Origin of the sequence: Mesorhizobium sp. WSM4310 (genome assembly GCF_007003935.1) — a bacterium.
In the GTDB taxonomy this organism is placed as follows: Bacteria; Pseudomonadota; Alphaproteobacteria; order Rhizobiales; family Rhizobiaceae; genus Mesorhizobium.
Map to the genome: position 1 here is coordinate 16,817 of NZ_VFTA01000046.1, position 24,379 is coordinate 41,195.

Here is a 24,379-nt window from a genome sequence, read left to right on the forward strand (position 1 = left end):
CCCATAAGCCTCCCCTCACGTTCTCGGGTGTAGAGATTTTTGCAATATCTTTCAACAAGATAGCTTACTGCGAGAGGGAGTTGCACAACGATCCCGCTCGACACCCTACGACCATTGTGGATCACGGTTGGTCACGCTTCGATCCAATTTCCCCTGAAATCATAGATTTGCCAGTTTGCCCAACCGTCGTGCGACGGGTGATAGATCGCAAATATAGCCAGCGACCTGCGAGGGCGTTATCGGCGCAAGACATGCGCCCTTCCCTGCCCCACAACGCAGTGTCGATCTCGCGCCACGGCACCTTTGACAAACTGCTGAGCGCCGGAGCTATCGGCAATCGACGCTCGCTGAAACGATATATTGCTCTCAGAACGGCCCCACTGGCCCGCGATTGGGATGACTGAAATGGGGCCGCAAGCAGACTGTCGGCTGTTGGTGCCCCCCTGGCAAATGCGGAGAGCCGAAATCAAATGCCAACGTCAAGGTTGGTCCTGAACCGCGAGCACTTGTCGGGCACGCTGATGGTCATGAAAGGTGTGAGGCGAGGGTTGGCCGAGGGCCAAGGTGTAACGGTGGAAACCGCCTTGGATCAGTCCTGGCTCGGGCACTATGCAAGGCGTTGTAGACGGCAGAGGGTCGAAACCGAGGCTATTTTCGGGTGATGTATATTAGCGCCTTCTCAAGTAATAGCAATTAGATATCTGCGATTTTTCAGAATTTCATTATAATAGTTTTAAGTGATACTGGATATCAACTTTGCGATTGGCGCATGGGTGCAAAGTATGCCGAAACTTCTTGCGGTTCGTTGCTGGTCAGTTGGTCCATTGGTTAGCGTCGCGACGGTAGGATCGCTCACCTGGCTCGCGTCGCTTATCTATGTTCAGGAGAAGGGGCTGCTTGCGGTTCTCGGCCTGGGGGTTTTGATCGCGCTTCTCTGGCTTGACGGCTTCCGGGACAGGAAGGCGGATCGACAAGGAAGCAGGCGGTTCAGACCTTATTTCTCGCTCTTCCCCTGCCTTCTGTTCCTTGTCTATGTCTATCTGGAAAGCGTCTTCGGCTATTTCGACTGGGGTGCGATGTTCATGCATGCCGGCGCCGGCATGCTTACGCCGGGTGTCGTCCTTGAGTATTTGTGGAATACCGGAAGCACGATGCTGGTTATTTTGGTCGTTCTTCTCGGTCTCGGCGCCCTGAAGGCGCGCGGCACGCTGACCAGAGGATTGGACGTTGCCTTGATGGCGTTCTTCCTGGCGGCAAACCCGATGCTGACGCGTCCGATCGCGGCGGCGATCCATACCAACCCGCTGCATGATTTCCTGTCCCGACGGTTCGTCGATATTATCGCTTTGGCAGAGCCGCAGGTTGCGGTAGCGTCCGTGACGGTCGCGCCAAAAAACCTCGTTCATATTTTCATCGAGAGCGCCGAGCGCACCTACATGAACGAGGCGGAGTTCGGCGACGTCATGGGGCCGCTGCTGGAATTCGACAGGCGTGGCGTTTCGGCGAGCAACATGGTGCAGCTTGCCTACACCAACAACTCCATCTCAGGGATGGTCGCCGCGAACTGTGGAACGCCGCTGCTGATAACGTTCTTCACCTCGCGCCGGTATCTGGAGGAGCATTCGCAATTCCTGCCTGGCCTGACCTGCCTGGGCGATGCCCTGAAGGCGCGGGGCTATCGGCAGAACTTTGTTACCGGTTGGCCACTCAGCTTCACCGGTCAGGGGACATTCTATTCCACCCATGGCTACTCATCGCTTTTCGGGGGTCCCGAAGTGGTGGCCGCCCTCGCCGGGCGCGGCAACAGTTTCGGCGCCGACGACGCCGAAGTCCTCGATCTGAGCTTCGGCATTTTGCGGCGCGCGCAGCGCGATGGCAAACCGTTCTCCCTGACGATCGCCGTCAGTGGCGGGCATGCGATGGATGGCTACCTGACCGACAAATGTATCGGCAAGACGGGACTTTCCCCGCAAGTTCCCAATATCCTCCACGCCGTGAAATGCACCAACATGCTCATTGCCGACTTCATTCACAAAGCCGAGGCCGAAGGTCTGATGGCGAACACCGTTCTGGCGCTGCAAAGCGACCATCTCAGTGCGCCAAGCGCGGTGACGGACCGCCTGAACAAGTATGAAAGACGCAACTTTTTCTCACTGTCGGGAGATGGCATCCCGTCCAGAACATATGTCGGACTTTCGGGCACGATTGACATATTTCCCACCATCCTCGACGCGCTGGGTGTGCCGCCCGCGAATGGCCAGGCTGGCCTTGGCGTCTCGCTGCTTGGGGATCGGCCGACGCTGACCCAGGAACTCGGGCAGGGTCAGTTCGATGGCGCGATCTATGCCGAGGATATCCTCGTCAGGTCATTCTGGCAGCCGAGACCGACACGGTCGGCTACGGCGCCCGAGGCCGGCCCACATTAACGCCACGGGACGCGTCGGCAAGCTGAGATGGCTGGAGCGCGGAGCACTCGATGGTCTTGCCCACATCGCCGCGAATTTGCCAGACTGCAGCGGGTTGTGATGGCGATCGGCGGGCGTCGGCTCCGCTTTCTAATCTCGCCAAACCGCGGCCTGACAATCAGCAAAGCGGCCCAAAGGCAGCCCGCCTGAAGAGCGCAAACTGGCGACGCAGGAGCGTCACTCTTCCCTGAACGCGCGCTGTATCTGATCGGCCAGAGGTTTCACCAAATAGGACAGCATGGTTCGGCTGCCGGTGGAGAAGAACGCCTCGACAGGCATGCCCGGCGCCAGGGTGAGGCCCTTCAGTTTCTTCAGTTCCGTGCGCGGCAGGCTGACGCGAACCGTGTAGAAGCCAGCGCCACTGCGCTCGTCGACGCTGAGATCGGCGGAGATCTCGTTGACCACGCCGTTCAGTTCCGGCGTCACGCGCTGGTTGAATGCTGAAAGCTTCAGGGCCACGTCCTGCCCCAGCGAGAGCTGGTCGATGTCCTGCGGGGCAATGCGAGCCTCAACGGTCAGATCATCCGCCACCGGCACCACGAGCATGATCACCTCGCCCGGCGAAATGACGCCGCCGATCGTATGGACGGCAAGCTGGTGGACCACGCCATCCTGCGGACTGCGGATGTCGATGCGCTTGAGCTGATCCTCGGCGGAAACCTTGCGTTCGACGAACTCGGATATTTTGCCCTGAACGTCGCGCAGCTCGGTCGCGACCTCGCTGCGCAGATCCTGGTCGACCTGGATGATCTGCAGCCGGGTTTCGGCGATGCGGCCCTTGGCCTGTGCAATCGACGCCGTCAGTTGTCCGTGTTCGCCATCGAGCCGCACCGCGTCGCGCTCCAAGGCCGTCATGCGGTCGATTGAGACCAGCTTCTTGAGCCAGAGCATGCGGATGCTGTCGAGCTCGGTGCCGATCAGTTCTATCTCCCGGCTTTTGGCAGTCCGCTGCTCGGTGAGCCCCGAGGCCTCCTCGGCAAGCTGCGCGATGCGCTCTTCCAATTGCGCCTTCTGTCCGGCGCGAGCCTGGCGGCGAAACTCGAACAGCGACTGTTCGCCGGCCATGGCGCGCTCGACGCCAGGGTCATCGCGCCTCGATGTCAATGAAGCGGGAAAGACAATGTCGGCATGGTCGTCGCGCTCGGCTTCGAGGCGGGCGAGACGCGCATCGAATTCATCGAGCCCCTTGGTGACGATCGCCAGATTGGCGCGGGTGACGGTTTCGTCGAGACGGATCAGGACCTGCCCGGACATCACGGCATCGCCTTCACGTGCTAGAATGGCGCCGACCACGCCACCGGTGGGATGCTGCACCTTCTTGACGCTGGAATCGACGACCAGCTTGCCCGGTGCGATCACCGCGCCGGAAAGCTCGGTCACCGCCGCCAGGCTGCCGGCGCCACCGACAAGAAAGATGCAAGCGGCCACACCGCCAAGCAAATAGCGCCGGATGGTGCGATCGATGGTGGGAGCCACAGCCATCAGGACACGTTCTCTTCAGGCGCGGGCACGACTTTCAACGGGACACCGGCCGGCCGGGTGACCTTGTTCAGAACCTCGTTCTTCGGCCCGAAGGCCTGGACCCGGCCATTGGCCATGACCAGGGCCTGGTCGAGGCTCGCCAGCGCGCTTGGGCGATGCGCCACCACGACGGCGATGCCGCCGCGGGCGCGAACACCCTGGATCGCCTCGGTCAGGGCGGCCTCGCCTTCGGCATCGAGGTTCGAATTGGGTTCGTCGAGTATGACCAGGAACGGATCGCCGTAAAGAGCCCGCGCCAGCGCCACCCTTTGCCGCTGGCCGGCCGACAGGGCCGATCCGGCCTCGCCGATGTGTGTTTCGTAGCCTTCCGGCAGATGAACGATCAGGTCGTGCACACCCGCCGCCCGGGCGGCCGACAAGATCCTGTCCGAGGACGCCTCGGGCTCGAAACGCGCGATGTTTTCGGCAATGGTGCCGTCGAACAGCTGCACATCCTGCGGCAGATAGCCGACATGCTTGCCGAGCTCCTCCGGCGACCACTGGTCAAGCGTTGCACCGTCCAGCCTAACGGCGCCGCGCGCTGGCAGCCAGATGCCGGCAATTGCCCGCACCAGTGAGGATTTGCCGGAAGCACTTGGCCCGATGATGCCGAGGCCAGCGCCTTTTTCCAGCGCAAAGCTGGCATCCTGCACGACCACGCGCCGCTCGCCCGGCGGCGTGACGCTGATGCCTTCGACGACAAGGGCTGAAACCGGCGCCGGCAAGGAAACGGTCGCCGCGGCCTCGGGAAGCAGCGCCAGGAGCTGGGTGAGCCGCGTCCAGGCCTGGCGGGCGGTGACGAAGCTCTTCCAGTGCGCGATGGCCAGTTCGATCGGCGCCAGGGCCCGGCCCATCATGATGGAACTCGCAATCATGATGCCGCCCGTCGCCTCCTGGTGAATGACGAGCCACGCGCCGATCGCCAGTATGCCCGATTGCAGCATCATGCGCAGGATCTTGGAAATGGTTCCGAGCGTGCCGGCGAGATCGCTCGCCTTGGCGTTGGTGCCGAGATAATCGGCGTTGATATCGGCCCAGCGGGAGGCGATGCGCGAGCCAAAACCCATCGCCTGCAGTACCTCGACATTGCGCCGTGTCGCCTCGGCCAGCGTGTTGCGTGCGGCGGCCTGGCGGTTGGCTTCCTTGGCGGGTTCGCGCGTGCGGGCCTCGGCAAGCAGCGTCAGGCCAAACAGGATGATGGCGCCGGCGAGCGCAGTCATGCCAATCCAGAAATGGAAGAGGAAACAGATGCCGAGATAGAGCGGCATCCACGGCAGGTCGAAAAGCGCAGTCGGCCCCGCGCTCGACAGGAACGACCGCACCTGGTCGAGATCGCGCAAGGATTGCAGGCCATCCCCCGCGAGCTTGGTGCGCAAGGGCAGTCGCATGAGTGCTGAATAGACCTGGCCGCTCAGCCTGGCATCCAGCCCCATGCCGATGCGCACCAGGAGCCGCGACCGGATGAGCTCGAGCACGCCCTGGAAAACAAACAGCGTGCCTGCAAACACGGCAAGCCCGACAAGCGTCGGTACGCTGCGGCCGGGAATCACGCGGTCATAGACCTGCAGCATGAAGAACGAGCCGGTCAGCGCCAGTATGTTGACGACACCGCTCATCAGCGCAATGCCGGCGAAGGCACGCCGGAAGGAGCCAAGAACCGCCGCGAGGGTCGTTCGCGGCGGCTCTGATGGACGGGACTGCGGCATCGCCTTCAAGTGAATTCCAGTTCAGGCATCAGGCGGCAATGAACTGGAAATCGTCCTGATGAAGATTTGCCAGCGCAACATTCTTCAGGGTCAGCGTATTGCCGGCGTCGTGGGTTATCACCGTGTCGGCGCCGACCTGGCTGGCGGCAGCGAGCACGGAGGCGAAGTCGGCGAAGACGTCGTTGCCGAACTGGATAATATCGTCGGACGCGGCTCCAGCGGTGAAGTCCGTGATGGTGTCGAGACCGAAGCCGGCCTTGAAGATGAAGGTGTCGTTGTCGGCTCCGCCCGACAGAAGGTCCTGACCACCTCGCCCTTCAATCGCATCGTTTCCGGCGCCACCGAGGAGCATGTTGGCCGATGCGTCTCCAAGAAGGGTGTCATTGAAAGCGGACCCAATGACGTATTTGATGTTCGTCAACGTATGCGTTTCGCTGGTCGCGAACACAGTATCGCTTGTGGGAAATGTACCTGCGTAGTGCACGGATTGAGCACCAGGCTGCGAGATCGCGTCCTGTAGTGTTGCAGATGCTGACAGTTGCTGGCTAGTCACGACGATGTCAAAGTCGCTGAGCCTGTATGAGTAATCTGGCCAGTTAAATACGACAATCTTGTCGATTGTAGCGGTTTGTCCAAGGTCGACTTGCCACCATTCCCCAACGTTGGGCGTTCCTGTGTGACTCACGGAACCGTGACTGAAATCTCCATCGGTATTCCCGTCGTTGGCGCGGCCGGCATCGCCTCCCCATCCGGTCGTCTTCTGGCTCGCTATGCCAGTCAGTGCGACATTCTGCCCGTTTTCGAAGACCTGCACTTCGGCAAGAGAAAGGTAGTTGCCATTGGTCTGGTAGACGCGGACGAATTGCCCGACCAGGGCCGCATGGTTCACGACCGTAGTTCCAAGCGCCAGATCGACCGTTACCGCATCAGAATTCGACGCATAACTGACCGTCGCGTTGGCCCGTTCAACCAGATCCGCCCTGCTCCACGTCGTGCCGTCGGCGAAGACGACCTTGTCGACGCCTTGGCCGTAATAGTCGTTGAGCGTATCCTTGAGCAGCACCGAGCCGCCGTCGCCGGCGCCCGGCGCGCTTTCGGCAATCACAACCGTTACGTCATTGCCGTTGCGCACCAGGCTCACGGCGGAAGGGTTGATGTCGCTGAACACCAGCTGGTCGTTGGAGCCGCCGTTGGTCCCTTCGAAAATGGTGTCGTTGCCGTCGCCACGGGCGTAGAGGTACGTGTCATCGCCACCAGCGCCATTGAGCGTGTCGTTGCCGGCATGGCCCCGGATCGTATCGGCGGAGTTGAAGCCGGTGATGGAGTCGTTGCCGGTGGTTCCGGCCTGATCCAGCAGTTTGACCCTGATGTCGGCCCGGGTCCATGTCGTGCCGTCAGCGAAGACGACCTTGTCGACGCCCTGGCCGTAGTTCTCGTCGAGGCTGTTCTTGAGCAGGACAGATCCGCCATCACCGGCGCCCGGCGTGCTTTCGGCGATCACCACCGTCACGTCATTACCGGTGCGCACCAGGCTCACGGCCGAAGGATTGATGTCGGTCAGCAGCAACCGGTCGGCGCTGCCGCTGTTCGTGTCTTCAAAAATCGTGTCGTTGCCACCGCCGCGGGCGTAGCGGAAGGTGTCATTGCCCCAAAACCCGGCAAACGTCTCATTGGCAGCAGTGCCGGTCAGCAGCATGTCGCGCAGCTGGGCCCGGGTCCAGATCGTGCCGTCGGCGAAGACGACCTTGTCGACGCCCTGGCCGTAATAGTCGTTGAGCGTATCCTTGAGCAGCACCGAGCCGCCGTCGCCGGCGCCCGGCGCGCTTTCGGCGATCACCACCGTTACGTCATTGCCGTTGCGCACCAGGCTGACGGCGGAAGGGTTGATGTCGCTGAACACCAGCTGGTCGTTGGAGCCGCCGTTGGTCCCTTCGAAAATGGTGTCGTTGCCATCGCCACGGGCGTAGAGGTAGGTGTCATCGCCACCAGCGCCATTGAGCGTGTCGTTGCCGGCATGGCCCCGGATCGTATCGGCGGAGTTGAAGCCGGTGATGGAGTCGTTGCCGGTGGTTCCGGCCTGATCCAGCAGTTTGACCCTGATGTCGGCCCGGGTCCATGTCGTGCCGTCAGCGAAGACGACCTTGTCGACGCCCTGGCCGTAGTTCTCGTCGAGGCTGTTCTTGAGCAGGACAGATCCGCCGTCGCCGGCGCCCGGCGTGCTTTCGGCAATCACCACCGTCACGTCATTACCGTTGCGCACCAGGCTGACGGCGGAAGGATTGATGTCGGTCAGCAGCAACCGGTCGGCGCTGCCGCTGTTCGTGTCTTCAAAAATCGTGTCGTTGCCACCGCCGCGGGCGTAGCGGAAGGTGTCATTGCCCCAAAACCCGGCAAACGTCTCATTGGCAGCAGTGCCGGTCAGCAGCATGTCGCGCAGCTGGGCCCGGGTCCAGATCGTGCCGTCGGCGAAGACGACCTTGTCGACGCCCTGGCCGTAATTGTCGTTGAGCGTATCCTTGAGCAGCACCGAGCCGCCGTCGCCGGCGCCCGGCGCGCTTTCGGCAATCACAACCGTTACGTCATTGCCGTTGCGCACCAGGCTCACGGCGGCAGGGTTGATGTCGCTGAACACCAGTTGATCGTTGCCGCCGCCGTTGGTCCCTTCGTTGATTGTGTCGTTGCCGTCGCCACGGGCGTAGAGATAGGTGTCGTCGCCACCGCCGCCATTGAGCGTGTCGTTGCCTGCGTGGCCGGCGATGATATCGGATGAACCCGTTCCATTGATCGTGTCATCGCCGCTTGTGCCGGACGCCGAAACCAGCATGGCCCTGATGTCGGCCCGGGTCCAGATCGTGCCGTTGGCGAAGACGACCTTGTCGACACCCTGGCCGTAATAGTCGTCGAGGCTGTTCTTGAGCAGCACCGACCCGCCGTCGCCGGCGCCCGGCGTGCTCTCGGCGATAACCACCGTGACGTCGTTGCCGTTGCGCACCAGGCTCACGGCCGAAGGATTGATGTCTGTAAACACCAACCGGTCGTTGCCGCCGTTATTGGTGTCCTCGGTGATGGTGTCGTTGCCGTCGCCGCGGGCGTAGAGGTACGTGTCGTCGCCACCGGCGCCATTGAGTGCGTCGTTGCCCGCGCGGCCCTGGATCGTATCGGCGGTGTTGAAGCCGGCAATGGCATCGTTGCCGGCTGTTCCGGCCTGATCCAGCAGCTTGACCCTGATATCGGCCCTGGTCCATGTCGTGCCGTCGGCGAAGACCACCTTGTCGACGCCCTGGCCGTAGTTGTCGTCGAGGCTGTTCTTAAGCAGCACCGAGCCGCCGTCGCCGGCGCCTGGCGTGCTTTCGGCGATCACAACCGTCACGTCGTTTCCGTTGCGCGCCAGGCTCACGGCGCCCACATCGATGTTGCTGAACCCCAACCGGTCATTGCTGCCATTGTTGGTGTCTTCGGTGATGGTGTCATTGCCATCGCCACGGGCGTAGAGGTAGAGGTCGTCACTGGCCCCACCACTCAACGCGTCATTGCCGGCGCGACCCTGGATCGTGTCGGCGCCGTTGAAACCGACAATCGTGTCATTGCCGCTCGTGCCTGCCCGATCGAGCACCATCACCCGGAGGTCCGCCTGGGTCCAGGTCGTGCCGTCGGCGAAGACGATCTTCTCGATGCCGCGATTGGAAGTGTCTTCCAACGTTTCCTTGACAAGGACCGAACCGCCATCGCCGGCGCCAGGCGCACTTTCGGTGATCATCACCGTCAGGTCATTGCCGTTGCGCACCAGGCTGACATTGGCCGGGTTGATGCCTTCCAGCACCAGCCGATCATCGGTGCCGCCATTGATGTCTTCGACGATGGTGTCGTTGCCGTCGCCGCGTTGATAGTGATACTCGTCGTTGCCGCCACCACCGAGAAGAGTGTCGTTGCCCTTACCGGCACGAACCAGATCGTTGCCGGTTGTTCCCGTTATCGTGTCGTTTCCTGCAGTGCCGCCGACGAAATCGATGTTGGCGAACAGATCGCTTTTCGACCATGCCGTGCCCCCGGCGAAAACAACCCCGTCGACACCGCTGTTGGGATACTGGTCCGCATTGTTCTTCAACTGGACGGATCCGCCGTCGCCGGCGCCCGGCGCGCTTTCGGCGATAAAGATCGTCACGTCATTGCCGTTGCGCACCACCGTCACATCCGAGCGGCTGATCCCCTCGAGAACGAGGCTGTCTTGCCCACCGCCGGAAGGTCCTTCGATGATGATGTCGTCACCGTCGCCGCGGGCATAGTGATAGGTGTCGCTGCCATCGCCGCCGGAGAGCGTGTCATTGCCGGTGCCGCCGCGCAGATCGTCATTGCCGGCGCCGGCATCGACAACGTCGTTGCCGGCGCCGGCATTGATGGTCTCAGCGCTGCCGAAGCCAGTGATCGTGTCGTTGCCCGCCGTGGATACCTGGGCGAGGTACATCGCCCGCAACTCCGCCCGCGTCCAGATGGTACCGTCGGCGAAGACAATCTTGTCGACACCTTGGCCATTGTCTTCGTCGAAATTGGCCTTGAGCAGGATCGAGCCGCCGTCGCCGGCACCCGGCGCACTTTCGGCGATCACCAGCGACGCATTGGCGCCGTCGCGGACCAGCGTCACATCCGATGGATTGATCCCGGTCAGGGTCAGCTGGTCACCGGCACCGCCGCCGCTGTCTTCCTGGATAGTGTCGTTGCCGTCGCCGCGGGCATAGATGTAGGTGTCGTTGCCGGCGCCGCCGTAAAGACTGTCGGCACCCTTGCCGCCGGTGAGCGTGTCGGCGCCATCGCCGGCGAAGACCTGGTCGTTGCCGTCGCCTGCGTTGATCGTGTCGTTGACGGCAAAACCGGTGATGACGTCATTGCCCGAAGTCGAGGACTGGGCGAGGAATGCCGTGCGCAGTGCGGCCCGGGTCCAGATCGTGCCGTCGCCGAAGACGATCTTGTCGATGCCCTGATCATAATATTCCTCGAAATTGTCCTTGAGCAGGACAGATCCGCCGTCTCCGGCGCCCGGCGTGCTTTCGGCAATGACGAGCGTGACATCGTTGCCGTTGCGCACAAGGCTTACCGCCGACGGGTTGATCCCCTGCAGTACCAGGCGGTCATCGGTCCCGCCGGAAGCCGCCTCGATGATGGTGTCGTTGCCGTGGCCGCGCGCGTAGTTGTAGATGTCGTTGCCCTTGCCGCCGTCGATGACGTCGTTGCCGGCGCCGCCGGTGATGGTGTCGGCGGCATTGAAGCCGGTGATGGTGTCGTTGCCCGAGGTCGAGACCTGAGCGAGCCAGGCAGCCCGCAAGGAGGCGCGTGTCCAGGCCGAATTGTCGGCGAAGACGATCCTGTCGATCCCGCGATCGGTGACGTCCTCGAAATTGTCCTTGAGCAGGATCGAACCGCCATCGCCGGCGCTGGGCGCGCTTTCGGCGATGACCAGCGTAACGTCGGCGCCGTTGCGCACCAGCGTGACGTCGGCCTGGTTGATGCCGGTGAAGACCAGGCGGTCGCTGGAACCGCCCAGGCTCAGCTCGGTGATGGTGTCGTTGCCGTCGCCCCGGGCATAATTATAGGTGTCGTTGCCTGTGCCGCCATTGAGGATATCGTCGCCCTTGCCGCCGGTGATGGTGTCGTTGCCCGCAAGCGTGTTGACGATATCATCGCCCTCGCCCGCATCAATGATGTCGGCCCCGCTCGTGCCGGTGATGGTGTCGTTCCCGCTTGACATCGGCTATCCCCCTTCCGCCCAGAAACATTAGATATACTTAATGTATTGGATCGATAAAACTCTTACTAAGGTGAGTATTACCGAATTTTTTGGGAATCCAAGCCTCTGCATTACAAATTTATTTCTCATACAAGATTCAGCAGGAAAAATACTTACCGAATTGTTTACTGGCACTAGCTGGCATAGGATTTGGCTACGTCTCTACCCTCTCCGAGAACGAGAGCGGGCCGCTTCGATGCCCGCAATGGTTCAGTGCAGGGTCGCAAGCATATCGGTGACCGACGCACCGAAAATCTCGACGCACCCGCCGACCGCATCACGCTTCGCGCCCGCTTCATCGGCCGCGATTTCGGGATAGGCCGCAATGCGCTGCAGCCCAGCATGCTCGCCCGCGCGGCTTTCGAAGACATAACCCGCGGAACCGGCGATCGGCGACCCACGCCGACTGACGGAAACCTCGATCGTGAAGGCCTGCTCGGGCGTCTTCGCGCTCGAAGGCGTGCCGACCTTGGCGAAGTTGGTGAGAACCGGGTTGGCCCGGCCTATGACCAGATCGCCGCGCCGCGAATTGACCGTGAATGTTCCATAGAGGTCCGGCAAGGGAATCGTACGCAGCCCTGAAAAATCCTGCAACTCGGCCACGGATTCGAAGGGTGCATGCTTGAAGCCGCCCGCGACCTCGATTTTCTCCTGGGCAGCCGCCGCGAAGATGCTGGCGCCGCTGCGGGAATATTCGACCGCGATCGCAAGCCGGTTCGACATCTCAGAGTCGACGCCGAGCGAGGCGAAACCTTGGGCGAGCAGATTGTGATCGGCGGCGTTGAGATCGATCAGCCCCGAATGCCCCTGCAGCCGCGTTACGACAGCCAGGTCGCCGACCGCGCAGGAGATCGGTTCGAAATTCAGCGGCAGCCCGAGATCGGCGCCGTCTCCCGACAACCGCGCCGCCAGCACATTGGTCAGCCCTTCGGCAAGCAGGCCAAGGCGCTGGCTTTCGGTCTCGTTCGAAGCAATCTTGAGCCGGGTCCAGGCGGTCAGGGCGAAGGTCGAGGTGATGGCGGAGACGATGAGGAGGAAGACGAGGACTGCGACGAGGGCGAAGCCTGCGGGTTGCGGAACTAAACCTTCGCAATGGATCGCCCCACCGCTTGTGAGGCCTCCGGGGGAACCCATTCGCAATATCACGCCTTCGTTTCAATGTAGAGTATTGTTTCATCGTCCATCACATTGCAATACATTGCTAATATGTTCTCAAATGGTAAAACATATCTATCCGAAAGAAGGGATTCAACACCGTCCGATGTTACCAACACCGGTGAAAAGAAATTCTCCCTATTGGCGTCGATTGTTTCAAACTTTGCTGCCTCCACTGGAAATAAATAAGTCGGAAAACCTCCGACTGATATTACGTGTCCGCCGGAAATTTCGATACTATGCCTTGACTCTACGCCGACATCGGCGGTGTAGTCAAGAAAGATAATAGACTTAGCGTTATCTGTTTCAATTAAACGTTTAAAATACTTCCTTCTTACATCATAATATTTTTCCAAAATGATTGGATACACGGGGCACGATGTAAAATCATTTATTATATTAATTTGATAGTCTGCGCGAAGAAGAACTCTCGCTTCAATATTTTTATTTTTTAGGACTGAAGTCAATATTGTGTATGACGGAGCCCAGCCGCCAAGGTCGTCAATGAAACGTTCAATCTCGTCCCTACTCAGTGTTCTTTCCGTGTCAGCCTGAACGGTCATTTGTAAATCCCTTATTCTTTTGGCACCCAACCGTTTCCATAGTTCTCCCAATGCTTGCCCGATGGATCCACCCAGCCCACATGCGGTGGTTTGCCTTCGGGATGATCGCGATCATCGTGAGCGCTTTCCTTACCCTTGGGCGTGCCAGGAGCCGGGCGTGTCCAGCCCCCTTCTCTACCGCCCACCGGCGCCCCAGGTTTTCCTTTCCACTGCCAGCCTTCTCCCGGCGGAGGAGTTCCTGGATCCCAATCACCCGGGCCGTCAAATGGCGGCGTATAGTCCGGCGGCCCCGCCCCTTCATTGTTAAGCACGGGATCCGGCCAAGGCGAGCCCAGAAGACCAGGCAACCCCGGCACACAACTACAGAGCATAGGATGGTCATAACACCACTGCTGCGCATCTTTCAGTGGAAACGGCTTTGGGCTGAACGGCCCCAGCGGCGCGGGAAAAGGCACTGGGATCGCATTCTGCAACCCCTCCGGATCAACATTCATAAACGGACTGTTCTTCGCATACGCCCACCTTGACGGGCCATCGGGCATACCGAGCGGGTCCGGCTGTAGATAGCGCCCAGTGCTCGGATCATAGTGCCTATGCCAATTGTACGAAAGCCCCGTCTCCACCTGGAACCACTGGCCGGGGAAACGTTGGTTGAGCGTAGCGCTACCGATGATCGTGCCCACCTCGCCATAGGGCAGGTATCTCGCCTGCCAGACGATGTTGCGGCTCTCGTCTGTCATCATGATCGGCCGTTCGAGATGATCGGTCAGCACATAGTACAGCGCCGGCGTCGCACCGGTGTTGTCGATCATGGCCAGTGGCCGACCGTTGACCGAGACATATTCGGTGACGAGGGTGCCCGAGGCGTCGTATTCGGCGATCACATTGCCATCGAGGTCGTGCACCATATGCAGTGTGGTCGAGGAGGCGCTGATGGTGCGCGAGACCAGTCGCGACTGATAGTCATAGACATAGGCGCCGCTCGCCGCGCCGTTGGTGGTGGCGCCCGCCAACTGGCCGGCGGCATTGTAGGTGTAGGCCTTGGTCAATGCCGGCGACACAGTCGCGTCCTGCGTGATGTTGCCGGCAAGGTCGGACTGGAAGCCGCGGCTCGGCGCGCCGTTGGTGACAATGCCGGTCAGCCGGTTCGAGCCGGGCTGTTGCGTATAGACATCCGTCGAGGTCACGCCCCCCAGGGTGATTATGCGCTGGGTGATGTTGCCGACGCCGTCGATCGTATAGGTGAGGCTGCCCCACGGGCCGTCGGCCTTCTCGATGAAGCCGTTGGCAGTATAGGTGTAGGTCTCGTTGTTGGCGGCGTTGAGCTGATCCTCGATGAAGGTCAGGTTGCGCTTGTCCTGGTATTGCAGCGCGCGCCGGATGAGATCCTGGCCGAGCGACTGGTCCTCGACGCCGTAGCTCACGATGCGGCCATCGGTATCATAGTCGCGACTTTCCCTCAGATCGTTGGCAAAGGCCGTGATAGAACGTGGGCCGAAGGGCGCGTACGTGCCCCACAATACCAGTTCCGTCGGCGACGAGATAGCATCCGGGCTGGTGCGGACCTGTTGCACCTCGCCTGCCGCTCCGCGGCCATATTCGACGACACGGCCGGACGGATAGGTCATGCTCAACAGGTTGCCGGCATCGTCCCAACTGTAGGCGATCGTGTAGGATTTCACCCCGATCGTGCGCACTTCCTGAATGACACGGCCGAGCAGGTCGTATCGGTAGGAAACCGTGCCGGCGGCATCGGTGACGCTCGTCAGGCGGCCCTTGCCGGGATTGCCACCGGTCACGCTGTCATAGGTGTAGGCAACACTAGAAGCGGTCTCCGACGGATAGCTCCGCGTCGTGATCCGTCCGGCATAGTCGTAGGTGTAGATCGTAATGACGCCGCGCGCGTCGGTCTTCTGGGTGACCTCGCCGTCGCGATTGCGAACATAAACCGTCGTGCCGATATCGGGGCTGCTCTCCTGGATCACCTCGCCCCAGCCGTTGCGGACATAAATGGTGGCGACATTGCGTGGATCCGTAGTGGAGGTCGGGTCGTCGGTTGCGCCGAAACCTTGTGTCGTCGTGCTGTTGCGCTCATCGGCAAGGCTGATCAGTCGGTCGAGCCCGTCATAGGCTGATGTCGCAGCATTGCTGTTGGGATCGGTGATCGAGGTCGGGTTGCCGACCTTATCGTAGCCATAGGTCCACGTCGCTGGGCCGACGCCGATGACCTGCCGCAACCGGCCAAGTTCGTCGAAGGTCGTGTTACGCTCGAAAAACACCTGCGAATTGACGTCCGAAGCCTGTTCGCCCGTGCGGTTGCCCATCGCGTCATAGGTGTAGGTCACCTTGTCGCCAAGGCCATTCGTCACTGAGGTCACACGGTTGGCGCCATCATATTCCATCGCCAGCACCGATCCATCGGGATTGGTGATCGTGGTGACGTTGCCGGCATTGTCGTATGCGTATTCCGTCCGGCTGGCGATGCCGGAAGGGTCGTCCAGCCTGGAGGTCAAGCGGCCCCTGGCATCGTAGGTGAGTTTGGTCACCAGCCCATTGGCGTCCTGAATCTCCGTCGGCTGGCCACGGCCGTCGACGGCATTGACTGTCGTCACATTGCCGACCTCGTCGGTGGTGGTGGCGAGATAGCCTGATGTATCATAGGTGTAGGAGACCGTGTCGCCGGTTCCCGGCAGCGGCCCATCGGCCGAAGACAACAGGCCGGACGTCGTATAGGTGTAGGCCCAACTGCGTGTCTGGCCGTTCGTCGAATAGGGAACCGTCTGCGCGCTGGTATCGGTCTGTGTCACGCCGGTCAGTTGGCCCGCCGTGTTGTAGGTGTAGTCAACCGTAAGGCCCGGCGCGACGATCTGCTGCGGGGCATTCACGGTCGCGTGCCAGGTGATGGTGGTCTGGCGCGCCTCCGGCAGACCATAGGCCTGCGTGATCTGTGTCGGCCGGCCGCGGCTGTCCCTGACATAGCTGGTGACGCGGCCCTCCTCGTCGGTCCACGACGCGATGAAACCCGCGCCGTCGTAGGTCAGCGCGCTGGCGGATGCCGGACAATTGGTCGAGGCCGCGCCATCGACGCCGGCAAAGCGGATGTCCCAGCTGCTGCCGGGCACGTAGTCGAATTTGTAGACCTTTACACGCCCGAGCGCCGTGGTGGCGGTTCGGGTGAGTTGGGAGCCGGACGTGCCGTAGACAACCGTTACCCGATTGGCGCCACCGGCGCCTTCGGTTGAGGTCGCCCGGCCATCGGCATCGTAGGTATAAGTCGCAACGCGCACGCCGCGATGGTCGCTGACGCCGGTCAGGAATCTCGGATAGGTCGTGTCCTCATAGTGATAGGCATTGGAATCGACCACCGTGCCGGATGCATCGCGCCACTCCACGCCGACAAGGCGTCGGATTACATCAGGCGACGGAGCCGTATCCGTTGGGGCCGGGTCGTAGAGATAGGTCGCCTTTGTACCGTCCGGGAAGGTGATGTCCTTGATCGCTTCGGGCATCCGCTGCGGCCAGGTAGCATTTGGATCGACCATCGGATAGTAGATGTGCCAGGTGAACGACGCCGTACGGCCGAAGCTGTCGACGATCGAGGTGAGCGCCCCATCCGTGGAATAATTGAATTCCCAGCCATAACCGTCACGCTCGCGCATGGTTATGGGGCGGCCAACTCTGTAGCTCGCAGGGCTGAAATTGACGGGCGACATCGTTGTCAGGGTCCAAACGCGGTCGTCGGGACCGGTCAGCTTCCATTGCCTCGGCACAGCCTTCATGTCGGCAAGGTTGCTCGGCAAGCTTCCCATGAATTCTAGCCGGTAGTCGTCCGGGACGGCCCCCATCGCAGCCTGGGCTTGCCATGTACCGTTCGCCTGCAGTTCAAAATTATATCCGGACCCATCCGGCGTCAGCAGAGTGACCTTGCCGGTCGGCGCACTTGGCGACCCCGAAAACGCGCCCAGATGCAGCTCATAGTCAAAATTGAATTGCCAGCCGACAGACGGTGTCAAAGCAGGCTGATTGTAGCTGCTGACCCTGCCACCGGCGAAACTGCGATATTGTCGCCCGATCCGGAACAGTCCGTCCTGCGTCGCAAAATCCTCAGCCTGATAATATTTGGCGCCTGAACCCAGAACGATCGGATTGCCTTCAGTGGGGTTTGAGCACACAGGAGGGACTTCCGGCGGAACATTTTGGACACACCGATCATCGATCGTACGCTCGTAGCCACTGTCACAAGCGAAGGAAACAGTCCCGGGCAGAATGGTCGTGCAGCCAAATGGACCATAGGGGCAGGTGCCGTCCTGATAGTGTGTCCAATGGCAACGCTGCACATTGGGATCTTCCGTGGGGAACGCCCCTGTGAAATGGCTGTAGCCCGGATGGGGAAGCGGCAGATGCCAGTAAGCCCAGATCGAATAGCAGGCGTCCCTGGCAGTGGGGTACGTCCCATTCCATCCGCCATGCGGGGTCGCCTGAGCGGCCGGAGCGGTCGCAAAACCAAGAGCGATGGCCACGAACAACGCCGCTAGGAGTCTGGCGCGGACCCTCGAGCCCCGGCCGAGCCCAGCGACGAAATAGCTCCCCGTCAGCCTAGAGATAGCAATTATTGATTTAGAAAAGAATAATTTAGAAAATGATACAAAACCGAGCTCATGTGACTGACAAAAAGCCATCACACATCTCCTCCGCCGCGCATATTTTTGAATACACTTGCCAAAAATGCTTTTGTCAATACAGACATTAAAGAAAACTCGGCACAGCTAAACAACTGCGACGCATCACCGCCCAACAAGAAAAATGAATGCGGATTTCGCCAGCAAATAAACTATTTTTCAAGGCACAGTTTGCCAAGCATGTGGAATAAACCACGATACAAAATAACTTAAACTATTTCAGTGACAAATAAAACGTTAAACATTGATATAAGCCAAACGCATCTTCCACCATCGCGAATGCTTGCAGGGTACTCATTTGTACCAACAGCCATACCATCAAGCCCCTGCCTTCAAGTCAAGCAGCACCAAACACGCCGCCCTACACGATGAAAATCCCGCGCCACCTTCACGAGCTCCCCGGAGCAAGGATCGCCACATTGCCCCTGCAGTTGAACCGGTAGCATATCCGTGAAAGCCTGTTAAGAGCTCGAGAAAGAAATAGATCAAAGAAAATTTGGTCAATACATGCAATTTCTCTAATTTACACTTTTATGTATTGCACATGTATGAGTACGACTCAGTTCGCCGTCCTGGAGCCAGAATTCTCCAACCATGCCAAGTATTTATATGGCATCACAGCCAATAGGGGCCGGCCATATCTCCCAGAAGGATCGCTGCGCGCAGCACCTGCCCGAGAGCATCGGCCTCCCTGTTCGATATTGCCGAGATAACCGGAATCATGCCGCGCCCCGATTTGAGGCTCGTTAGGCTCCATAGCCGACCCCGATGAGTAAACCTCGTTAAACAGTCGGGCTAGTCTAGACAGCAGCGGGGAATGCCGACGTTTCGCAAAATGGCGCATGCGCGCCACGCCTCGCTGAGCGTCGCCGATAGGAGAAGAGTGCTTCCTCGATAGTGGGTCTCGCTGTGTAGCGCTCTCCCGCTACCACTTCAAACCCACTATCGTGTCCGACGGCCGATTTTGACGTTTCGGCCAGTGTCACGGTTCTCGGACGCATCGCCGATGCGCTCGGAATGGGGCTCGAAGCTCTCATTCGTAAATCGCAGAGCGGTCATTAAGATTAGGGGCCGCGCATAGCCGCTCGCGAGCGCGCCTCAAAACAGGCGCCGTAGCGAACGAGCGGCGGCTTTGCGCACTGAGCAGCCGTATTTGACGGCCGTTGCTAGGTGGCGGGATTTGAGATCCATCCGAGAAAGGTTGAATGCATTGCCAACGGGATGGCCGAGCTGCCGGGCTGCCCGCGCTCGAAAGTCGTACCCGGGCGGCTCTCGTTTAATTCGAGTTGCAGACCCCCCTGCCCTCAACAGGCACGGCTGACGTCGGCGCAGACAGTTGTGGTATCTCATGGCGCATGGAACACGCGGATCGACGGGGATTTTGTGAAGGGCGAAGCTGACGGCGCGACAGCTTCGCTGGCCCTGTTCCAGTGCACGGTGTCGGCGCTCGGTTACTGATTTGGCCTTAAAGGTGAGCCCTGGCAGGCCACCCTGCGCAGATTTTTGCGAAAAACGCGCAAGGTAAGTGGCATCACCATAGGGCGCGAGCATCGGATCGGTCCATTTTTCGAGAGTGGCGTCGGCATCGAGTTCGAGAGCGCGTTTCACCGCTTTTTGGGCGTGATGCTGGCACCCGGCGTCAGGGAAGGTTCCATAGCGTCGACTGCTCAGGTTGACAAAAGGGACCCCGTCGATCTAAGTTCGCGTTAGTGGCTACTAACGCGAAATATTGGGCAGCGCTCGGTGACCCCACACGGCGCACGATCTTCGAACTGCTGGTCGACCAGCCCAGTTCGGTCAGCGGGCTGGCCAATGCGCTGCCCGTGACAAGGCCGGCGGTCTCGCAACACCTGAGGGTCCTCAAGGATGCCGGGCTGGTCGCCGACACGCGCTCCGGCAAGGAACGCATCTACCGGATTGATCCGGATGGCCTCGCGGCCTTTCGGGCAGAGATCGACCAGTTCTGGGTGAAGACGCTCGCGGGCTACAAGCTGGCCGTCGAGGAACCGACTAAGGACGAGACATGATCAAGCAACCAGGGCCCGCTCCCGTTAGGCATTCCGTGGTCGTCGAAGCGACAATCGCGCGCGCCTTCAAAGTGTTCACCGAGGATTTCGGCAGCTTCAAACCGCGCGAGCACAATCTGCTCGCGGTACCTATCGCCGAGACGATCTTCGAGCGTCGGGTCGGCGGTCACGTCTACGATCGCGGCGTGGACGGCAGCGAGTGCCGCTGGGCCCGCGTACTGGCCTACGATCCACCTCACCGGCTGGTTCTGAGCTGGGACATCAGCCCTCGATGGCAGATCGAGACCAACCTGAACAAGACCAGCGAATGGGAAGTCCGGTTCACGGCCGAGACAGAAAAAAGAACCCTGGTTGAGATCGAACATCGGAATTTCGAACGCCACGGCGAAGGCTGGGAAGGTGTGCGCGGTGGAGTTGATAGCGATCAGGGCTGGCCGCTGTACCTGCAGCGGTTCCAAGACCTTTTCACCGTCGAGCGGCCTGACAACGCAGCCGGTTAAGGGGCGTGACCCGGAAGCTCGGTTGGACCCACCGCGATTCTTGGGAGTGGAGACAAAATGGAAGTCTATTGGTTAAGCATCCTCGGCGTGCTCACCCTCTGTTTGCTGTCGGTGGTGTTGGCAATCTATTCTGGTTCGTCAAAGGGATTTGCGGGGGCACTTTCCGGGCCGGTGATCCCGGCAGACGACGAAAATCTGCTCTATAGGATCGATCGCGTCCACATGAATTCGGTCGAGGCACTGGCGCCCTTTGTCGTGCCCGCGGTGCTAGCGATGATGGTTGGCGTCAAACCGACCATTTTGGCGGCGCTTGTGGGCGCCCACCTGGGGATACGCCTGCTCCATCTGGGAGTCTACTTGCGTGGCGGAAATGCCGCTAAGGGAGGCAGCATCAGGACGATCCTGTACGTCTCTGGCGCACTCGTCACCCTTCTTCTCCTACTTGTGACTGGATGGGCAGCACTCAATTGACACGTTGGTGTCACGACTCCGCACATTGCTTTTCAGCAGAGACTTAGAAGCTGGTCTCGTGCGATGCGTGGCCCTGGCCCATCCATTCACCCTAGCGTTCACCGCCAGCAATGCCTGCTTGCAGGAGTTGGCAAAGCCGGTCCCAACCCCATGAGGCACAAAGCCTGCACTCGAAGCACGAGGGCGACGTCGCCGTGATGGCCAATATGCACACCGCGATGTCCGCCAAACGACCGTTTGCTAAACATCGCCCAACACCAACTCCGAGCCGCATATTCTGTCGTTGGCGTGTCGAGGAAACGTGTCGGAATTTCAACTGTCCGGCAACAAGCTGACAGGTCGCTTTTGGCCAAGGCCAGACGTTGAAGAGCACGCTGCGAGCCCAGTGTTTGCCAGCGGATGCACTGCGCACCTTGTAGATTCCAACATGAAATCGATATCTTAATATCAAATCGCACATTGTAGCAAAAGCGCGCAATGTGCAGCAAGGGGCGAAAAACCCAGAGAATACAACCGACCGACCGCCGTATGTGCGGTCTTTTATCTTGCCATCTAAATCGGTCGTACTTTGCGAGACTTGCTATCTATCGTCGTTCCTCCTCTATGCTACGATAATACACTATTCTATGCTCTATGTCACGATCCGTATTCTGGCGTCGACCCCCGATGCGCCGTGCAGTCTTCCGCGATCTGCGACGGGGTCTGCCAGTTGCATGAAAGCAGCACTGGAACCGTCGTGGCGTACTTTTCCATCGGACTGGGGGGCAGCGTCACAGGCAATCCGGCGCGGTCCGGCCGTCTCGCGATCGGCGCGGCCGCAGGAAAGATAGCGTGCGTTCCGTCGTTCCTGGTCTGCATCGGTCCTCATCCGCTGGAGCGGATCTCTTGTGTCAGGTGGCGCCCGTCAGCGTGTCGGCGTCATGCGTTTCAATTTCCGTTGCACCGCTCATCGATGCGCCCCAGCGGCCTGCGATCCTTGCGATGAGCGCGCCGGGCGACATCTCTCCGGGTCGCCGCGGAATCGCCGACATAGAACGCTCCGTCGGTCAGCTTGCGCGCCACGGCGACACAGGCCTTGCGGTGGCATGATCGTTTGGCGATCGCCCGGCCCCAGCTCTTGACCTTGTCCGAGCCCTCGAAGCGCGTCATCAGCCCCGATGCCGCCTCGTAAAGCGAGCGTCGCACATCAGCATCGCCAGCCTCCGATATTCGGCCCTGAACGTCGATCGAGGTGCCCGACTGCCAGCGCCGCGAGGTCAGTCCGAAGTAGGCCGCGACGTCGCGTGAGCGACGGAAGCGCGACGGATCGTCGATCGCCGTCATGAACGAAAGTGCTGTGATGGGGCCGACACCGGGGATTGCCATGAAGCGTCGGCACAGTTCGCTGCGTGCCACCATTTTCACGACCAGATCGTGCAGCCGGCAATACTGTCTCCACGTCGCTGCGCGCGCCGCCAGCATGGCGTCCATCAGCTCGGACGACAGCGGATCGTCCGCCACCGCGGTGCGCACCGCCTGCTCGAAAGCCCCCTCGCCCGACCTGCCCAGTCGGATGCCGAATGCCTTCAGTGGATGGCGGATGGCGTTCTCCAGGTCGCGGAACTTGGCTTTCAGATTGCGCCGGTGCGTCTGCAGAAGCTTCGTGCGGTAGCAGCTTTCCGACTTGATATGGGCCTGCCGGAACCAGCCGGTGCGCATGATGTGGGCGATTCCGAGCGCATCGGCCTTGTCGGTTTTGTTGCGCTGCGCCGACATTGCGGCGCGCACGTGCCGCGTCTCCAGGCAGACGGCCGGAAGGCCGAGTTTCTTGAGTTCCGGATGCAGCCAGGACAGCGTCTTGAGATAGACGCCATTGGCTATCGCCTCGTCGGTCATCTCGAGCTTTTGCCGACACCACGCGTCACGCGTGAATCCCGCGCCGCTGGTCGTCTCGAGGTTCCAGGTCTTGCCGTGGCATCGTCGGTGAACTTGACGAACACATGCAGCGGCGCCGTCGACAGCGTGACATTGAGGCCGAGCCGCTACCCGAGAGTGACGAACAGCGCCGGCATCGAGACACAATTGCCTTTCCGGGTCGCGAGGTAGTTGACCAGCGACTGAGAGCCGGGCTTTTGGCCATAGGAATCGGACAGGTCGTATTCGAACGGCCGGCTATTGTTCCACCAGCCGCCCTCGTAGAGGAAGGTGCGCAGAGCCTTCATCTTCTCCATGCTGGTCGAGGCAGCTTCGGGCCGAAGTGTCGCGATCATTTTTTGACCGTAACGAGCATGCTGTCGATCTCGGCAAGGCGGCAACCATCGGTCGAGGGATCGACGAACTTGTCGATCGCCAGCTTTGCCCGGCCAAAGTCCATCCCGGCTGCGGGCGCATCAAGCAGGGTGCGGACAAAGTTGGCCGGGTTCGGCGCGGCAGCCCCTTGCGCGTCCGAGGGGCGAAGGCCCGCCAGCACCATCACGCGCGCGTTTCGACGGATGACCAGAACCTCGATCTGCACCGCGACGCGTTGATACGCGCGGGCTGCACCAAGATCTCCGCCCCCGCCTTCATCACCTCGACGCTCTATGAGGCTGACGGCCAGACCAAGGAGATCAACTACGCCAACGGGGTGAAGACGGCCTTCGTCTATTCGCGGACCCGGCGCAGCGCCTGGTGCCCCGGCTCCTCGTGCCAGAACACCTGGCGCAAGTCGCTGGTCGACCAACTGCCCACAGTAGGAGCAGGCGTAGAAATTGTCCTCCACCCGTGCCGGCTCGGCGCCATGTCGCTTGCCGGGAATAGGCGGTCCAAGATCGGGAAGGTTCGTGCATGCCGGTTCGAACGATCCGCCTGGGTGAAAGTTCCTGGGCTCAGCAGGGAACATTTTCTGCTTTCCTGAGTTATGGCGCCGGAAGTCAAGGGTTGTGACCCTGTCCCCGAAGCTTCCAAGCCCGTCTCGGGTGGTTGGGTGCGAGACGGGCTGTTCGCAGAAGGGAACCTTAAGAGACGTCCCGAGCGCGCGCAGAACCGACTTCCTTCATTTGGATTTCAACCGAAGTCCTAGGGCGGGCGTTCGAGCATCTCCATAGCTATTGGCGCACGCTGACCCGCGATGTCGCCGACACGTTCGTGATTGAATCGGCATCCCCCGTGACGAGGCCGCCGCCATCGATGCGGACGGTAACTTTACCATCCTCCTTGTCGACCCGGGTGACAAATCCCCTGACTTCTATTTTCTGACCTGCCGTGGCCTTTGCCGGCGAGTCGACCGCAAGTGGGAAGTTGTAACTCGGAAGGCTTACGCTCGACACGCCGCTCTCCATCACTTTCAGGATGGTGGCTGTCAACGTGATCTCGTCTCCAACTTTCGGCGCTCGCGACATACGGTGCCTCATGTTGCGGCGAGTGAAACATTCAACTTACCTAAAATGTTCTGGAACTATTTTAGCGCAAGCTAATTGAATCGCGTGTTTGCGAGTCCTGGGTATGCGTCTGAAATTCATCAAGCCGATGGAGCCTGAACTGGTCGATACCCCG

General features: G+C 60.5%; 13 protein-coding genes and 1 pseudogene. 4 read left to right on the forward strand and 10 right to left on the reverse strand.

Annotated elements, in window-relative coordinates:
- The first annotated feature begins 737 nt into the window (after positions 1-737).
- Positions 738-2,426: an LTA synthase family protein gene (locus FJV80_RS30740; protein ID WP_245437931.1), complete on the forward strand. Its 1,689-nt coding sequence runs from the start codon at positions 738-740 to the stop codon at positions 2,424-2,426.
- Between the two features lie 216 nt (positions 2,427-2,642).
- Here the strand turns inward: FJV80_RS30740 and FJV80_RS30745 are convergent, their stop codons facing one another.
- The 6 genes from FJV80_RS30745 to FJV80_RS30830 form a co-directional block, all read right to left on the reverse strand.
- Positions 2,643-3,947: an HlyD family type I secretion periplasmic adaptor subunit gene (locus FJV80_RS30745; RefSeq protein WP_095794088.1), complete on the reverse strand. Its 1,305-nt coding sequence runs from the start codon at positions 3,945-3,947 to the stop codon at positions 2,643-2,645.
- On the reverse strand, positions 3,947-5,692 hold the full coding sequence (locus FJV80_RS30750) for a type I secretion system permease/ATPase (RefSeq protein WP_095794101.1): 1,746 nt from the start codon (positions 5,690-5,692) through the stop codon (positions 3,947-3,949). The genes FJV80_RS30745 and FJV80_RS30750 overlap by 1 nt, the downstream gene beginning before the upstream one ends.
- A gap of 28 nt (positions 5,693-5,720) precedes the next feature.
- Positions 5,721-11,432 (reverse strand): calcium-binding protein, encoded by a 5,712-nt coding sequence (locus FJV80_RS35650; protein WP_281408800.1) that lies wholly within the window; start codon positions 11,430-11,432, stop codon positions 5,721-5,723.
- Positions 11,433-11,681: 249 nt separating this feature from the next.
- Positions 11,682-12,605 carry a hypothetical protein gene (locus FJV80_RS30820; protein ID WP_095794083.1) on the reverse strand — a complete coding sequence of 308 codons (924 nt, stop codon included), beginning with the start codon at positions 12,603-12,605 and terminating at the stop codon, positions 11,682-11,684.
- An 8-nt stretch (positions 12,606-12,613) separates the two neighbouring features.
- Complete coding sequence (locus FJV80_RS30825) at positions 12,614-13,189, reverse strand: hypothetical protein (protein ID WP_142878209.1); 576 nt, start codon at positions 13,187-13,189, stop codon at positions 12,614-12,616.
- Between the two features lie 11 nt (positions 13,190-13,200).
- Entirely contained in the window at positions 13,201-17,361 is a 4,161-nt protein-coding gene (locus FJV80_RS30830) for an RHS repeat-associated core domain-containing protein (RefSeq protein WP_185973339.1), read from the reverse strand.
- 2,216 nt (positions 17,362-19,577) lie between these two features.
- On the opposite strand from FJV80_RS30830, the gene FJV80_RS30835 reads away from it, so the two are divergent.
- The 3 genes from FJV80_RS30835 to FJV80_RS30845 are packed head-to-tail and all read left to right on the forward strand — an operon-like array spanning position 19,578 to position 20,866.
- Positions 19,578-19,895 (forward strand): metalloregulator ArsR/SmtB family transcription factor, encoded by a 318-nt coding sequence (locus FJV80_RS30835; RefSeq protein WP_095789636.1) that lies wholly within the window; start codon positions 19,578-19,580, stop codon positions 19,893-19,895.
- On the forward strand, positions 19,892-20,395 hold the full coding sequence (locus FJV80_RS30840; RefSeq protein WP_095789637.1) for an SRPBCC family protein: 504 nt from the start codon (positions 19,892-19,894) through the stop codon (positions 20,393-20,395). The genes FJV80_RS30835 and FJV80_RS30840 overlap by 4 nt, the downstream gene beginning before the upstream one ends.
- Before the next feature lie 57 nt (positions 20,396-20,452).
- Entirely contained in the window at positions 20,453-20,866 is a 414-nt protein-coding gene (locus tag FJV80_RS30845) for an MAPEG family protein (RefSeq protein ID WP_095789638.1), read from the forward strand.
- Between the two features lie 927 nt (positions 20,867-21,793).
- On the opposite strand, the pseudogene FJV80_RS30850 reads toward FJV80_RS30845, so the two are convergent.
- The 4 genes and pseudogenes from FJV80_RS30850 to FJV80_RS30860 form a co-directional block, all read right to left on the reverse strand.
- A pseudogene (locus FJV80_RS30850) lies at positions 21,794-22,702 on the reverse strand (IS110 family transposase); the annotation flags it as partial.
- 185 nt (positions 22,703-22,887) lie between these two features.
- Positions 22,888-23,115 carry a hypothetical protein gene (locus tag FJV80_RS34780; RefSeq protein ID WP_179301184.1) on the reverse strand — a complete coding sequence of 76 codons (228 nt, stop codon included), beginning with the start codon at positions 23,113-23,115 and terminating at the stop codon, positions 22,888-22,890.
- Entirely contained in the window at positions 23,112-23,726 is a 615-nt protein-coding gene (locus tag FJV80_RS35430; protein WP_246689090.1) for a hypothetical protein, read from the reverse strand. Before FJV80_RS35430 ends, FJV80_RS34780 begins: the two co-directional genes overlap by 4 nt.
- 205 nt (positions 23,727-23,931) lie before the next feature.
- Complete coding sequence (locus FJV80_RS30860; protein WP_245437928.1) at positions 23,932-24,189, reverse strand: hypothetical protein; 258 nt, start codon at positions 24,187-24,189, stop codon at positions 23,932-23,934.
- Between the last annotated feature and the right edge of the window lie 190 nt (positions 24,190-24,379).